Origin of the sequence: Streptomyces filipinensis (genome assembly GCF_014649495.1) — a bacterium.
Lineage (GTDB): Bacteria > Actinomycetota > Actinomycetes > Streptomycetales > Streptomycetaceae > Streptomyces > Streptomyces filipinensis.
The window spans coordinates 95,980-110,923 of record NZ_BMTD01000007.1 but is presented as its reverse complement, the minus strand read 5'-3'; the positions used below and the strand labels follow the sequence as shown (position 1 = coordinate 110,923).

Annotated in this window: 11 protein-coding genes; 9 read left to right on the top strand and 2 right to left on the bottom strand. The window is 71.7% G+C overall.

The annotated features are described in order from the left end of the window. Positions 1-137 precede the first annotated feature (137 nt). Genes IE244_RS17725 through IE244_RS17705 form a run of 5 tightly spaced genes read left to right on the top strand, consistent with a single transcriptional unit; the run spans position 138 to position 5,030 of the window. Entirely contained in the window at positions 138-1,079 is a 942-nt protein-coding gene (locus tag IE244_RS17725; protein WP_191874487.1) for an ABC transporter substrate-binding protein, read from the top strand. Continuing rightward, positions 1,076-1,879, top strand: a complete 804-nt coding sequence (locus tag IE244_RS17720) for an ABC transporter permease (protein ID WP_191874486.1) — start codon at positions 1,076-1,078, stop codon at positions 1,877-1,879. Before IE244_RS17725 ends, IE244_RS17720 begins: the two co-directional genes overlap by 4 nt. Then, positions 1,873-2,673 carry an ABC transporter permease gene (locus IE244_RS17715; RefSeq protein ID WP_229854173.1) on the top strand — a complete coding sequence of 267 codons (801 nt, stop codon included), beginning with the start codon at positions 1,873-1,875 and terminating at the stop codon, positions 2,671-2,673. Before IE244_RS17720 ends, IE244_RS17715 begins: the two co-directional genes overlap by 7 nt. Next, complete coding sequence (mdlC, locus tag IE244_RS17710; RefSeq protein WP_191874485.1) at positions 2,670-4,277, top strand: benzoylformate decarboxylase; 1,608 nt, start codon at positions 2,670-2,672, stop codon at positions 4,275-4,277. The genes IE244_RS17715 and mdlC overlap by 4 nt, the downstream gene beginning before the upstream one ends. A gap of 3 nt (positions 4,278-4,280) precedes the next feature. Then, complete coding sequence (locus IE244_RS17705; protein WP_191874484.1) at positions 4,281-5,030, top strand: ABC transporter ATP-binding protein; 750 nt, start codon at positions 4,281-4,283, stop codon at positions 5,028-5,030. A gap of 57 nt (positions 5,031-5,087) precedes the next feature. On the opposite strand, the gene IE244_RS17700 is transcribed toward IE244_RS17705, so the two are convergent. Further along, positions 5,088-7,718, bottom strand: coding sequence for a glycosyl hydrolase (locus tag IE244_RS17700; RefSeq protein ID WP_191874483.1), 2,631 nt, complete (start codon positions 7,716-7,718; stop codon positions 5,088-5,090). 127 nt (positions 7,719-7,845) lie between these two features. Then, entirely contained in the window at positions 7,846-8,970 is a 1,125-nt protein-coding gene (locus IE244_RS17695) for a GNAT family N-acetyltransferase (RefSeq protein WP_229854172.1), read from the bottom strand. A gap of 934 nt (positions 8,971-9,904) precedes the next feature. Between IE244_RS17695 and IE244_RS17690 the strand changes: the two genes are divergently transcribed. The 4 genes from IE244_RS17690 (at position 9,905) to IE244_RS17675 (ending at position 14,881) form a co-directional block, all read left to right on the top strand. Further along, positions 9,905-12,097 carry a glycoside hydrolase family 31 protein gene (locus IE244_RS17690; protein ID WP_191874701.1) on the top strand — a complete coding sequence of 731 codons (2,193 nt, stop codon included), beginning with the start codon at positions 9,905-9,907 and terminating at the stop codon, positions 12,095-12,097. Between the two features lie 129 nt (positions 12,098-12,226). After that, complete coding sequence (locus tag IE244_RS17685) at positions 12,227-13,435, top strand: chitinase (protein WP_191874481.1); 1,209 nt, start codon at positions 12,227-12,229, stop codon at positions 13,433-13,435. 114 nt (positions 13,436-13,549) lie between these two features. Further along, positions 13,550-14,326 (top strand): polysaccharide lyase family 7 protein, encoded by a 777-nt coding sequence (locus IE244_RS17680; protein ID WP_191874480.1) that lies wholly within the window; start codon positions 13,550-13,552, stop codon positions 14,324-14,326. 93 nt (positions 14,327-14,419) lie between these two features. Continuing rightward, positions 14,420-14,881, top strand: a complete 462-nt coding sequence (locus tag IE244_RS17675; protein WP_191874479.1) for a hypothetical protein — start codon at positions 14,420-14,422, stop codon at positions 14,879-14,881. The last annotated feature ends 63 nt before the right edge of the window (positions 14,882-14,944 follow it).

Genomic DNA, 14,944 nt, shown 5'->3' with positions numbered 1-14,944 from the left:
CCTCTGCCCCAACGGCTCCGGCACGGCGCTCGGTTCGGCATTCTCCTAAGGTCCCGAAACCCACCGACAGCCTGGGGCGATCATGACAAATGCGGGGTAGTCATGCCCGTATGCCTTTACGCCGATCACGACCGGGAATGAAACGCCTCGCCGCGCTCGCCGCTGCCGCGGCGCTGGTCCTCGTGGGCTGCGACGGCGGCGGGAAGCCGCCCTCCGGCGACGGTCGGCAGCAGCTGACCGTGGCGGCGCTGCCGCTCACCGACTCGGCCGCCCTCTATCTCGCCCGGGACCGCGGGCTGTTCGCCAAGGAGGGCCTGGACGTGCGCGTCCAGCCCGTCCAGCAGAGCATCCAGGCCCTGCCCGCCCTGCTCAAGGGCCAGGTGGACGTGATCGCGAGCGCGAACTACGTCACCTATTTCCAGGCGTACGAGAAGGGCACCCTGGACCTGCGCATCCTCGCCGAGGGCGTCCGGATCGCCCCGCACATGATGGACGTCCTCGTGCCCGGGGACTCCCCCCTGAAGTCCCCCGCGGACCTCGCCGGCAAGAAGGTCGCCGTCGCCGTCCTGAACAACATCCAGTCCCTGACCCTGAACGCGATCCTCGACGCCCGGGGCGCCGGGCGGCCCGTCTACCGGCAGATCCTGTTCCCGCAGATGGGGCCCGCCCTGGACCGGGGCCAGGTGGACGCCGTACACGCCGTCGAGCCCTTCGAGACCGCCATCCAGGGCGAGTCGGGCGCCCGGGTGCTGCTGGACGCCGGATCGGGCCCGGCGCGGGGCCTGCCCGCCAGCGGGTACATCACCACGCGTGACTTCGTCGACAAGCATCCGAAGGCCGCCGCGGGCTTCCGGCGCGCCGTCGAAGCGGCCTCCCGGCTCGCCGCCGGGGATCCGGGTGCGGTCCGCACGGAACTGCCGAAGTACGCCAAGGTCAGCGCGGCCCAGGCCGAGTCGATCCATCTGCCCGCCTATCCGGCGACCGCCGACCCGGCCGCGCTGCGCCGGCTGATCCGCCTCATGCGCGCCCAAGGGCTGCTGGAGAAGGACGTCGATCCGGCACCGTTGCTGGCGAAATGACCCGGCGTCAGGACGTGCTGCTCGGTCTGCTCGGCTCGGCGGCGGCCTTCGGAGTCTGCGAGGCGGTCGCCCGGGCCGGGTTCGTACGGCGCAGCTATCTCCCGCCCGCCTCCCAAGTCCTCGCCCGCGCCGTCCGGCTGGCGGGTGACCCGGCCTTCCTCGACGGGATCGGGGTGACCCTGCGGGCGTGGGCGCTGGGTCTCGGTCTCGCCTGCGCGGTCGCCGTGCCGCTGGGGCTGCTGCTGGGCGCGGTACCGGTCGTGGAGGCCGCCGCCCGCGCGGTGATCGAGTTCCTGCGGCCTCTGCCGTCCGTCGCGCTGATACCGCTGGTGTCGTTGCTGCTCGGGTCGGGCACGCGGACGGAGGTGACGCTGATCGCGTACGCCTCGCTGTGGCCGGTGCTGTTCAACACCGTCTACGGACTCGGGGAGACCGATCCGCTGGCCAAGGACACCCTGCGCGCCTTCGGGTCCGGCCGGCTCGCGGTGCTGCTGCGGGTCGAGTTGCCGGCCACCGCTCCGTTCATCGCCGCCGGTGTGCGGATCTCGGCCGCGGTCGCCCTGATCCTCGCCGTCGCGACGGAGATCCTCTCCGGCTTCGGCCAGGGTCTCGGGATCTTCATCGCCCAGGCGGAGACGGCGACGGACGGCACCCGGGACGTGCTGGCGGGGGTGGTGTGGGCGGGGGCCCTGGGGCTGGTGATCAACGGCGTACTGGTCCGGGCGGAGCGGCGGCTGTTCGCCTGGGCGCTCGAACCACGGGAAACCGCGGGGCGGTTGCGGAGGGGGCTGCGGTGGTGAGGCGTACCGCGCTTCCCCTGGTGCTGCGGTGGGCCGTGCTGCTCGTCGCCGTCGCCTGCTGGGAGGTGGCCGCCCGTGCGCGGGACAGCGTGTACTTCCCGCCGCCGCTGCGGATCGCCCGGCACGCCCACGCGCTGTGGTTCTCCGGGAACGCCGGCCATCTGTTCCTCACCCCGGCCGCCGTCGACACCATCCTGCCGAGCCTGGGCCGGATGGTGTCCGGGTTCGTGCTCGCCGCCGTCGCGGGGATTGTCCTGGGGATCGCGGTGGGCCGCTCGCCGCGGGTGTACGCGCTGTGCAACCCGGTGCTCCAGTTCGCCCGGGCCGTGCCTCCACCCGCGCTGGTGCCGGTGTTCGTCGTGGTCTTCGACTTCGGTACGCCCATGCAGGTGGCGTCGATCGTGTTCAGCGCCGTGTGGCCGGTGCTGGTCAACTCGGCCGAGGGCGCCCGGGCCACCGACCCGCTGCGGCTTCAGGTGGTGGCCGTGCTGCGGCTGACGGCACCCGAGCGGCTGTGGTTCCTGATCCTGCCCTCGGCACTGCCCAGGATCTTCGCGGGGCTGCGGCTCAGCCTGTCGCTGTGCCTGATCCTGATGGTGTTCTCGGAGCTGCTGCCGGGCAGCGACAACGGCATCGGCTTCACGCTCACCGACGCCCAGACCCGCTCCGACCTGCTCACGGTATGGGCGGCGCTGGTGCTGCTGGGAGCGCTCGGACATCTGCTCAACACCGGACTGCTGGCGATCGAGAAGCGGCTCGTCGGCCCGACGGCGTCCGCGGGGAGGACGGCATGACGACGGGTACGGTGCGTGAGGCGGTCGTGGGGTTGCTGCGTGCCACCGGCATGACCACGGTCTTCGGCAATCCGGGCTCCACGGAACTGCGGATGTTCCGCGACTGGCCGGACGACTTCACCTACGTGCTGGGCCTGCAGGAGTCCGTCGCCGTCGGCCTGGCGGCCGGACACGCCCTGGGCACCCGGCGCGCCGCCTTCGTCAGTCTGCACTCGGCCGGCGGGGTGGGGCACGCGCTCGGCGCGGTGTTCAACGCGTTCCGCGACCGGGTGCCGCTGGTGGTCGTGGCGGGTCAGCAGGCGCGCTCCCTCATCCAGTTGCGGCCGTTCCTCGGCGCGGACGAACCGGCCCTGTTCCCGCGCCCGTACGTGAAGTCCGCCCGCCAGCCGGAGCGGGCCGAGGACGTGCCGGCCGTGCTGGCCGAGGCGCACCGGCTCGCGATGACGCCTCCGCGCGGCCCGGTGTTCGTGTCCGTGCCCGAGGACGACTGGGACCGGCCCGCCGGACCCGTCACGCCCCGTACCGTGCACGCGGCGTTCACGGCCTCCCCGGACGCCCTCGACGCGCTCGCCGCCCGGCTGGACTCCTGCGCGCGCCCGGCACTGGTGGTGGGCCCCGGCGTGGACGACGAGGACGCGCTGGACCTGGTCCGGACGCTGGCCGAGCGGATCCGGGCCGGGGTGTGGATCAGCCCGCTCTCCGGCCGCTCCGGCTTCCCGGAGTCGCATCCGCTGTTCCAGGGGTTCCTGCCGCCGACAGCCCGGCAGCTGGCCGCGCGGCTCGCCCCGTACGACGTGGTGGTCGCCCTGGGCGCACCGGTCTTCACCTACCACGTGGCGGACGACGGGCCGCCGCTCGCGCCCGGCACCGAACTGTTCCATCTGGACTGCGATGCCGGCCAGGCCGCCTGGCTGCCCACCGGCACCAGCATCGTCACCACCCTGCGGCCCGCCCTGGCCCGGCTCACCGCGCTGCTGGGGGACTCCGACCGCGATCCGCCCCCACCCCGGCCGGCCCCCGCGCCGGCCCGCGCCGAGGGACACATCACCCCGGAGCTGTTCTTCGACCTGCTGCGTGCCCGCCTGCCGCGCGACAGGGTCCTCGTCGAGGAGGCGCCGAGCCACCGCGACGCGCTCCACGCGCGCGTGCCCGTCGAGTCGAGCGGCGGCTTCCTCACCACGGGCAGCGGGGCGCTCGGCTGGGGCCTGCCCCTCGCGGTCGGCCGGGCGCTCGCCGACCGGCGGCGCGTGGTGTGCGTGGTCGGTGACGGATCGGCGCTGTACTCGGTGCAGGCCCTGTGGACCGCGGCCCGGCACACGGCACCGGTCACCTACGTGCTGCTGGACAACGGCGGTTACGCGGCCGTGCGCGCGCTGGGCCGCCGGATCGGCATCGCGCCCGTGCCCGGCACGGACATCGCGGGCATCGACTTCGTGACCCTCGCGCAGTCCTTCGGCTGCCCGGCGGCCCGCGCCGGACACCCCGGGGAGCTGCCGGCCGCCCTGGACCACGCCCTGGGCCGGGGCGACGACACGGGACCGTTCCTGCTGCACGTGCCGGTCACCGGCAACGCGGGCACCCTGTACGAGCCCTGGGCCGGGTGACGGATGCTGCGCCTCGACTCCGTCAGCCGGCACTTCGGCGACCAGCACGTCCTCGACGGCATCAGCCTCACCGTGCCCGACGGCCAGCTCCTCAGCGTGGTCGGGCCCTCCGGCTGCGGCAAGTCCACGCTGCTGCGCACCATCGCCGGGCTGCTGCCCGCCCAGGAGGGCACGATCACGATCGACGGGACACCGGTGCACGGCGTACCGGAGCGGCTCGCGGTCGTCTTCCAGGAGTACGGCCGCTCGCTGCTGCCGTGGCTCACCGTCCGCGACAACGTGGCCCTGCCGCTGCGCCGCCGGGGTCTCGGGCGCGCGGCCCGCCGGGCCGAGGCCGAGACGATGCTGGAACGCGTCGGCCTGCGCGGGGCCGCCCGGCGCCATCCCCGTGAGCTGTCCGGCGGCATGCAGCAGCGCGTCGCCCTCGCGCGCGCCCTGGTCTGCCGGCCGTCCCTGCTGCTGATGGACGAGCCGTTCGGCTCGCTGGACGCGGGCACCCGCGAGGATCTGGAGGACCTGCTGCTGGAGCTCCATCGGGGCCGTGACGCGACCATCGTGTTCGTCACCCACGACATCGACGAGAGCGTGTACGTCGGCGACCGCGTCGTCGTCCTGTCCCCCGGCCCCGGCTCCCGCGTGGTGCGGGACCTGTCGGTCGGTCTGCCCGGCGAGCGTGACCAGCTCACCACCCGGGGCCTGCCGGGATTCGTGGAGCTGCGCACGGAGGTCGGGCGGGCGCTCCGCGGCCGCTGAGCGTGGCGGTGGGAAGGGTGGCCCCGGAGGCGCCCGGGGCCGCCCCTCCCGCGGCCGTCAGTGGAGGTCTCGCACCCTCACGGTGTAGATTCCCCGGCCGTGCGTGGCGGCGTACAGCGTGCGGCCGTCGGGGCCCGCCTTGAGCTGGAGGACGGCCACGGCCGGCAGGCTGCCGATCCGCTCCCAGGAGGTGCGGCCCGGCGCGCGGTAGACGACCCCGAGGTCGGTGGCGACGGCGAGGCCGCCGTCCGCCGTCACCAGGGCGGAGTCGGTGGGCACGTCGGGCAGGTTGGCCGAGATGTCCTTCCAGGTGGTGCCGCCGTCGGCGGACTCGAAGACATGGCCGACGCCCGCGCCGGGGCCCTCGGTCCAGTGCCGCGAGAAGCCGTTGACGGCGAGGAAGACATGGTCGGCGTTCTTCGGGTCGACGGCGAAGCCGCTGAGGTAGCGGTTGGGTACGGTGCCGTCGGCCGGCAGGCTGACGTCGTGCCAGCCGGTGCCGTCCGCGTTGCCGACGGCGATGCCGCGGGCGAAGCCCTGGTTGTTGCAGGGGCCGCACCAGGCGGCGTAGATCTTGCCGCCGGACGCGGCGACGGCGGTCGCGGTGCGGCCCGCGCCGAGGTCGTGGACGCTGGTCCACTCCGTGCCGCTGCGGATGGCGTACCCGTGGGTCTGGACCCAGATGTGCCGGCCGCCGGCGACCCAGACGTCCCCGTTCTTCGTGTCCGCCGCGAGCGGGGCGATGAAGCGGGCCTCGCTGGTGGCGTTGTCGGGCGGGGCTACGGCGTACGAGGTGGCCTTGCCCGGGTCGGTGGTCCAGCTGCCGTCGTTCACGGCGCAGTTCTGGGTCACCTGGACGGCGAGGTAGACGTACTCCTGGGCGATGTTGCAGCCGTTGGCCGGATCAGTGAGGGTGTCGCCGCCGTCACCGCCGAAGTCGGAGCCCATCACCTTGTCGTCGCCGCGCAGGACGGACTGGCCGTTGTCCTGCAGGCCGCCGGTGACGGACAGGCCGCCGTGGTCGAGGTCCCTGCCGATGCCGACGGAGTAGTACTGCAGGGTGTCGATGGTGCCGTCGTTGAGGGACGTCCAGTCGGTGGCGTGGCCGGAGGCGTCCTGGGCGCCGTTCACCGGACGCTTGTAGACGCCGCCGTCGTTGCCGACGTACACGAAGCTTTTGCCGTGGTACCGGCCGATCGCGACGCCGTGCTGGTCGGAGTGGGTGGTCGGGTTGCAGGCGCCGGTCTGCCGGGAGGGGTCGATGCTCCAGCAGGAGAAGCCGAAGTTCCAGTACGGGCCGACCGTGGACCAGTTCGCACCGCCGTCCTTGGTCTCGTAGACCTCTTCCAGGCCCGCGTAGACGTGCTGCGGGTCGGCGGGGTCGACGGTGAGGAACTGGTTGTACCAGGCCTGCACGCCCGGCATGTAACCGGGCGAGGTCAGTGCCGAGTTGTCCGCGGCCAGGCCCTTGTAGTCGGCGATCTTCGTCCAGGGGCCGGCCGGCGAGCCGGAGGCGTAGATGCCCTCCAGGCCGCTGTCCGGGTTGGTGCTGAGCTGCTTCGGGGACTGGTCGATGGCGTAGTAGCGGGAGCCGTCGGCCGAGCGGGCGAAGGTGACGTTGCCGACGTCGTCCGCGTCGGCCGGGAGGTCACCGAGACCGCTGGTGATCCGGGTCCAGGCGCCCTTCACCCGGGTGTAGAAGCCGTTGTAGTCGTCGCCGCCGCGCCAGCCGACGGCCAGGACCACCTTGGACGGGTCCTTGGGGTCGATGGCGATGTCGTTGGCGATGTTCTTGTACGGGGCGTCCGGGTCGTGGGCCTGGGAACCGCCCGGCAGGAAGTCGGGGTTGGGCGCGAACTCCAGCTTCCAGGCGCCGCTCAGCTTCTGGATGGAGTGGCTCCACACGCCCTCGCTGGTGGCGGCCCACACCTTGCCGCCGCCGAAGCGGAGTTCGTGGATGGTGGTGCTCTCCAGCTCGTCGCCGCCGACCCGGCTGCGTGCGGAGAAGGTGCCGTGGTGCGGGTGCGCGAGGACGTAGACGCCGCTGCCGAGGTAGGCGTCGGAGTTGGTGGTGGCCTCGCCGGTGCCGAGCCAGAGGCGGCCGGACCCGTCGAGGGCGAGGGCACCGGTGGACTGGGCGGGCAGCCGGTCGCTGACGGGCTGCCAGTGGCCGCCGCCGGTGCGCGAGCGCCACACCCCGCCGCCGGCGCTGCCCGCGTAGACGTAACCGTCGTCGTCGGCGGCGATCGCCGCCATCCGGCCGGTGACCTTTCCGCTTCCGCCGCTGGAGTTGGAGTCGATGTCGCGGTAGCGCGGGTCGTCGGAGTCGTACGGCAGGTCGGTGATGTTGCGCCAGCCGCCGGTGCTCTTGAGGCGGGAGAGGCCGCGCCAGGCGGCGCCGTACGCGCCCGGTGCGACGACACCCGGTGAGGTGCGGGCCTCGGCGTACTGGTCCGCGCCTTCGGCTATCTCGTCCGCCTCGTTGCCGTCGTCGCCGTCCGCCGCCAGGTGCGGCGACGCGGCGCCCACCGACTGCTCGCGTTCCTTGGCGAGTTGGCCGAGCGTGCGGGCTCCGAAGGGGCCGGCACCCCGCCCCGAGGCGGCGGACGGGGGTATCGCGACGAGGGCCGCGGAAGCGGTGAGCGCGCAGACGGCCAGCCACCGTCTTCTGTGGGTGGGCAGGGACACCAAGGACCTCCCGAGGTGCAGCGACACTGCTGACGCAGGAGACCCGACCACGCGGGGGCGACGACATCAGACACTTGGGAAAGTCTTGACGAGAACCTGTCAGTAGTTGCCGAGAACCCGCCAGTGGTTACCGCTCCGGACGGCCGTTCCCCCGGGCGGCCGGGGAAGCCGCCCCGCCCTGGGTGCGGAGCCTGCCCGCGGTCCTCAGCAGCCGGTCGGCCGGATCACGCAGCCCGGGATGGGCCAGCACCGTGTTCCGCAGTCCGCGGACCGGCCTGCGCCACAGCCGCCGGGCCAGCGCCACCGGGTGCGGACGGGCCGCGAAGCCCTCGGCCACCCGCAGTTCACGGGTCTTCAGCCAGTCCTTGTACTCCTTGTCGCCGCGCCCGAGGTCCACGAGGGTCACACCGTGCCGGGCGGCCGCCTCGGCGGTCCTCAGATGCATCATCAACCCTGGTGAGTAGGCTGGCAGTTCGGGGTCGTAGGCGGTGAACCAGGCGGCCAGCACCGTGCCCGACCGGGGTCCGAAGTGGGCCGCGACCGGCCGGTCGCCCGCGTACAGCACGGACAGCACCCCGGTGAAGTGCTCCTCGCGCACCCGGAAGAGATGGTCGACCAGGCCGACGATCCACGGCCGGGAGAACCGGTCCATGCGGCCGGTCCTGCGGTACTGCGCGGACTTCCACCGCATGAGCGTGCGCAGCACCTCCGGGTCCCGCTCGTCGAACTCGAACCGCACCTCGCCGATGTCCCGGCCGAGCCGCCGTTCCTTCTTCAGCGTCGTCTTGGCCAGCCCCGGATAGGTGGCGCGCAGCCACTCCGCGTAGCCGCCGTCGCCGGGCTTCACATCGATGACCGGGGAGGCGAAGGTGCCGGTGACGTGCGGCGCGAACGGCCGCTGTTCCTGGACGAGATGGTCGAACTCGAAGATGCTGAGCCGGCAGGCCCGCAGCAGTTCCCCGGTGTCCCAGGTGACACCGGGCCGGTGCACGAGCGCCTGACAGTCGGACAGGCCGAGCCCGATGGCCCGTCCGGTGCCGAAAGGCCCCCGCTCGTACGGGAAGAACCCGGTGGGCTCCGCACCCTCGCGCAGCACCGCCACCCGGGCACCGCTGCGGTAGTGGCCGACGCCGATCGCGAACTCCGGCGCGAGAAACGGGTTGGCGTACTCGGGCGACTCGTCCATGGCGCGATGCCAGGCCCCGCACAGCTCGGGCGTCAGCTCGCCGGGTCTGTGGATCGTGATCTCCACCTCAGTTCGACCGCCCTTCCGCGGGCTCCGCGAGCGGTGTGCCCGACGCGGCACGGGTCGGTGAGGCGTGTGAATCATGGCTCATGGATCGCATGGGCGACCGCTCCCCCCATGACGCGCCGGGCGCGTCCTGCCCTAGGTACCGATGTGCGCCGAATCCCCTCCGTGCGCGACTGCTCAAACGTGGCGAAACAGTACGCACGCTGTCAAGGGTGCCTCAGGCGACGGACAGTCCGCCACGGGTACGCGGATATCCGGGACAACCCTTTGTAAAGGCTTCGCCTCTGCGCAATGAGCTTCCTCAGCACCCGCGGCACCCCGGCCCTTCGGCCGTGACGGACAGCGCTCTTGACATGGACCTGCATGAGCCCCGAGTCTTCGTGCTTGAAGTTGCTCGATTGATGCTCATTTCGAGCGCTTACGAGCACCAGAAGCAAGAACAGTCAGTCCGCAGTGCTGCGAGGGGAGCTGTTCCGCCGTGCAAAGACCGCGAAGACTGCGCCACCGTGTGCCGTGGCCGGCCTGGGTACCGCTGGCGCTGGCCGCCGCCCTGACGGGAACCGCGCTCGCCGCCCCGGCACCCGCCCGGGCCGCCACCGCGACCGGGGCCGTACTCGACCCCGCCCACGGCAGCGTCAGCTGGCAGAGCCCGGCCTACCCCAAGGGCACCGGCGGCGGCACCGAGAGCTGTCCGGACGCCCCGGCCGACCCGGACAACAAGGTCTGCGACCGTTTCGACCTGACCGTCTCGGTGCCGGACGGCTACTGGGACGACAACCCCGAGGGCGGCGTCCCGCTGTCGGTGAAGTGGGAGAAGCCCTCCGACGACTTCGACCTGTACGTGTACGACGACCACGGCAAGCAGGTGGCGTCCAGCGCGGGCACCGCCGATCCCGAGGCCACGGTGATCCCGCGGGCGTCGGGGACGTACCACGTGGTGGTCGTGCCGTACGACGTGCACGACAGCTCCTTCACCGGCACCGCCTACCTGCCCGCCACCACGGACGCCGGTGACCTCACGTCCTTCTCGGGCGGCGCCGGAAGCTACACCGTCGAGGCCGGGCGGCTCACCGCGCGGGCGGACTTCCTGACGGGGGGTCAACTGCGGCTGCAGGCCGACCCGTCCGGCTCGCTGAGCGATCCCGCCGGCACCGCCATCGTGCGCGGACAGCCCGCCCCGGAGCGGCACACCTCGTCCTTCGACGCGGGCGACTACTACGGCATCCGCTCCCCTCAGGCCGTCCTGCGCGTGTACAAGAGTCCCCTGCGCTTCGGTCTGTACAGACCCGACAACCGCACCCGGATCTGGCAGGAGGACAAGCCGCTGCGCTGGTCGACCGGCGGCATGCGGCAGAGCCTCGTGCGCGGCGCGGACGAGCAGTTCTTCGGCGGCGGAGAACAGAACGGCAGCTTCTCGCACCGCGGGCAGACGATGTACGTGTCCAACAGCTTCGACTGGAACGAGGGCGGCTACAACAACTCCCAGCCCTTCTACCTCTCCAGCGCGGGCTACGGCGTCTTCCGCAACACCTTCGCCCCGGGCGTGTACACCTTCGCCCAGCCCGTGACCACCGGCCAGCAGGAACGGCGCCTGGACGCCTACTACTTCCTCGGTGACGCCAAGCAGGTGATCGGCAAGTACACGGCGCTGGTGGGCAAGCCCTTCATGCCACCGGTGTACGGCCTCGAACCCGGCGACTCCGACTGCTACCTGCACAACGCCAACCGGGGGGAGCGGCACACCCTGGACGCGCTGAGGATCGCCGACGGCTACACACAGCACCAGATGCCGCTCGGCTGGATGCTGGTCAACGACGGCTACGGCTGCGGGTACGAGAACCTGGAGCAGACCGCCAAGGGCCTGCAGGACCACCACGCCCAGCTGGGCCTGTGGACCCAGGACGGCATCGACAAGCTGGCCGACCAGGTCAAGGCCGGCCAGCGGGTGGCCAAGCTGGACGTGGCCTGGGTCGGCAACGGCTACAAGTTCGCACTCGACGCGTGCGACGCCGCCAAGAAGGGCATCGAGGACAACAGCGACGCGCGCGGCTTCGTGTGGCTGCCGGTGTCCTGGGCGGGCGCCCAGCGCTGCGGCGTGCTGTGGAGCGGCGACCAGAAGCTGTCCTGGGACTACATCCGCTGGCAGATCCCGACCTACGCCGGCGCCACCCTGTCCGGCATCTCCTACAACACCGGTGACGTGGGCAGCATCTACCGCCACGACGCCAAGATGTACGCCCGCGACCTGCAGTGGAAGGCGTTCCTGCCGGCCGTCATGACCATGGACGGCTGGGCGAGCGACGGCACCACGGGCAAGCCCGCCGACCAGCAGCCCTGGCTCGACGGCGAGCCGTACACCTCGATCAACCGCACGTACCTGCAGCTCAAGGAGCGGCTGCTGCCGTACATGTACACGTTGTCCGCCGAGGCGGCGAAGACCGGGGTCGGCGCGGTCCGTCCGCTGTGGCTGGAGTATCCGGAGGACCCCGGCACCCTCGGGGACGGCGCGAAGTACGAGTTCCTGTCGGGCCCCGACTTCCTCGTCGCCCCGGTCTACCAGGACTCCGACACCCGCGACGGCATCTACCTGCCGAAGGGCACCTGGACCGACTACCGGACCGGCCGCACCTACCAGGGCCCGACCACGGTCGACGGCTACCACGCCCCGCTCGACACGCTCCCGCTGTTCGTGCGCGAGGGCGCGATCGTACCGATGTGGCCGAAGGGGACGACGAGCTGGCAGACCCGGGACCGGCACGAGCTGGACTGGGACCTGTATCCGGCGGCCCACGGCACGAGCCGCTACACGCTGTACGAGGACGACGGGGTGACCCGCGACTTCGCCAAGGGCGCGGCCGCCACCCAGCGGGTGTCGATGCGGGACGACGGCCATGGGACGACCGTCTCGGTGGGCGCGAGCAGGGGCGACTACGCGGGCAAGGTGGACGCCCGTGGCTACCGGTTCACCGTGCACGGCGGCCCGGCGCCCGCCCGGGTGCTCCTCGACGGCCGCCGACTCCCCGCCTCCGCCTGGTCGTTCGACCCTGTCACGCACGTCACGACCGTCACCACCCCGAGCCTGCCACTGGACCGGGGGTTCACGGTGCGACTGGTCGACGGGAGGTAAAGAGATCATATGGTCTAGTCCAAAGCGAGCATTGGTCTAGTCCAGCCTATTGACGTGACCGCAACAGCTCCCGGAGGGTGGGGCTCCCCGCTCAGGGGACCTCCCCACCCCACCCTCTGGAGGCACGCAGTGAGACCTCTTCGGGCATGTCTGGGCGCGGCGACGGCCGTCACGCTCGCCGCCGCGGGCACCGCCGCGTTCGTCGCGGGCAACGCCTCGGGCGCGACCACCGCGCTCGGCAACCGCTGGTACGCCGCCGCCCCGTATCTGATGCCGCTGGACAACGACCCGCCGGACCCGGCGGCCATCATGGACGCCACCGGCCTCAAGGCGTTCCAGCTGGCGTTCGTCCTCGCCCCCGCCGGCGGTGACTGCTCGCCGACCTGGGGCGGCACCGCGCCCGTCTCCTCGGACACGGCGGTGCAGTCGATGATCAGCACGATCCGCGCCAAGGGCGGTGACGTGTCGGTCTCCATCGGCGGCTACGGCGGCACCAAGCTCGGCCAGGCCTGCTCCGACGCGGCGTCCACGGCGGCGGCGTACCAGCAGGTCATCACCAAGTACGGGCTGCACGCCATCGACTTCGACCTGGAGGAGCCGGAGTACGAGAACACGGCGGCCATCAGGAACGAGATCGGCGCGGCCAAGATCCTCCAGCAGAACAACCCTGGCCTGTACGTCTCCGTGACCACGGCCGGCACCGCGGACGGCACCGGCTGGTTCGGCAAGCAGATGCTGCTGGAGGCCAAGTCCCAGGGGTTCACCCCGAACAACTTCTCCATCATGCCCTTCGACGGCGGTTTCAACGGCGCGGCGAGCCAGACCGGCGCGCTGACCAACTTCAACGCGATCCTGCAGTCGACCTTCGGCTGGGACCAGGCGACCGCGTACGCCCACGAGGGCTTCTCCGGCATGAACGGTCGCAGCGACACCGGTGAGTACTTCACCCAGGCGGACTTCCAGACCGTGCTGGACTACGCGACGAGCCACCACATGGACCGGTTCACGTTCTGGTCCCTGAACCGGGACCGGCAGTGCAGCCCGCCCGACAACGGCGGCCGTACCTCCGGGACATGCTCCAGCGTCCCCCAGAACCCGTGGGACTTCGCGACGTACTCGGTGAAGTTCGCCGGCGTCACCCCGCCCACCGCCACGCCGACGCCGACCCCCACGCCGACGCCGGCGTCCTGCAAGCCCGCGTGGAGCTCGACGGCGGTGTACACCCAGGGGAACGAGGTCTCCTACGCCAAGCACAACTGGAAGGCCAAGTGGTGGACCCAGAACGAGGTGCCCGGCGCCTCGGAATGGGGCCCGTGGCAGGACGAGGGCGCCTGCTGAAGCCCTTGACGTGCCCGGTTCAGACCTCTAGCTTCTCGGGTCACCAGCGACCAAGGATGCGTTCAGAGTTCACATATATGAACTCATCCTTGGTCCGACGGAAGGGACCCCCACATGACCCGGACCCGGCTCCTCGCGACGCCGACCACCGCCTGTCTCGCCCTCGCGCTCACCCTGCTCGCCGGCCCCCGCGCGAGCGCCGCCGACCCGCATGCGGCGCCCGGCGGCAACTTCGACCTGTCGGTCTGGGAGCTGCAGGAGCCCGTCGGCTCCCCCGGCCACCCGACCACCATCCCGTCGTCCCGGCTCCAGGGCGCGGACGGCTACCAGGACGCGTACTTCTACACCGACACCCGTGACGGGGCCATGACCTTCTGGGCGCCCGAGAAGGGCGTGACGACGCCGAACTCCCACTACGCCCGCTCCGAACTGCGCGAGATGAACCGCGACGGCAGCGCCGCCGACTGGGCACTGTCCGGCTCGCACCGGATGAGCGCGACCCTGCGCGTGGTGTCCGTGACGGAGAACGTGTGCGTCGGGCAGATCCACCTCGGCAGCGGCGGCTCCTCCACCAAGCCACTGCTGGAGCTGTACTACCGCGCGAACGGCGACATCGTCCTCGGCACGGAGAACTCACCGGCCGGCGGACAGACCACGCACCCCGTGGGGCACGTGGCGGTGGGCAAGACCTGGAGCTACACCATCGCCGTCTCCGGCGGGAACACCATCGACCTGACCGTCAACGGCACCACCACCCACTACGGCATCCCGTCGTCGTTCCAGCAGTACAAGCAGTACTTCAAAGCCGGCTCCTACAACCAGTCCTCCTCGGAGAGCACCACCGCCGGTGCCCGCGTCGCGTTCTACGGCCTCACCCTCAAACACGGGTGACACGCCGCGCGACCTGCGCGATTGGTGCAAATGGCCGCACGGTCGTAGCGTCAAGTGAACGCGGTCGGACACAGAACGACAGTGGGAGCGGCCATGCGCGGATCACTGGTGGGAACGGCAGCCACCCTCGCGGCAGGAGCCCTGCTGACAGGGGCGATGACGACGGCCTCGGCCAGCCCGCCGGCTCCGGCCGCGACGCACGCGAAGTCCGAGACGACACGGCCCGTGCTGATCGACTGTTTCTTCCACCGGAACGTCCGCCCCGCGGACTTCATCCTCGCCTGCGGCGACGGCAACAGCCGGCTCTCCGGACTCCACTGGACCGAGTGGGGTCCGGACGCGGCGAAGGCCGTGGGCGTGAACTGGGTCAACGACTGCACGCCGTACTGCGCGGCCGGCACCTTCCACAGCTACCCGGTCGTCGTCCGGCTCACCGGCGGGAAGCAGTGGACGCGGCACCCGTCCTTCGCGCGCTACACGCAGATGACCCTGACCTACACCGACACCCGGCCGGACGCCTTCAAGCAGGTCATGACCTACCCGCTCTGGGACTGACCGCTCCGGGGACGGGCCGTCCCCTCGATACGCGCCGAATTGCGGTGCAGCGGCCCGCACGCC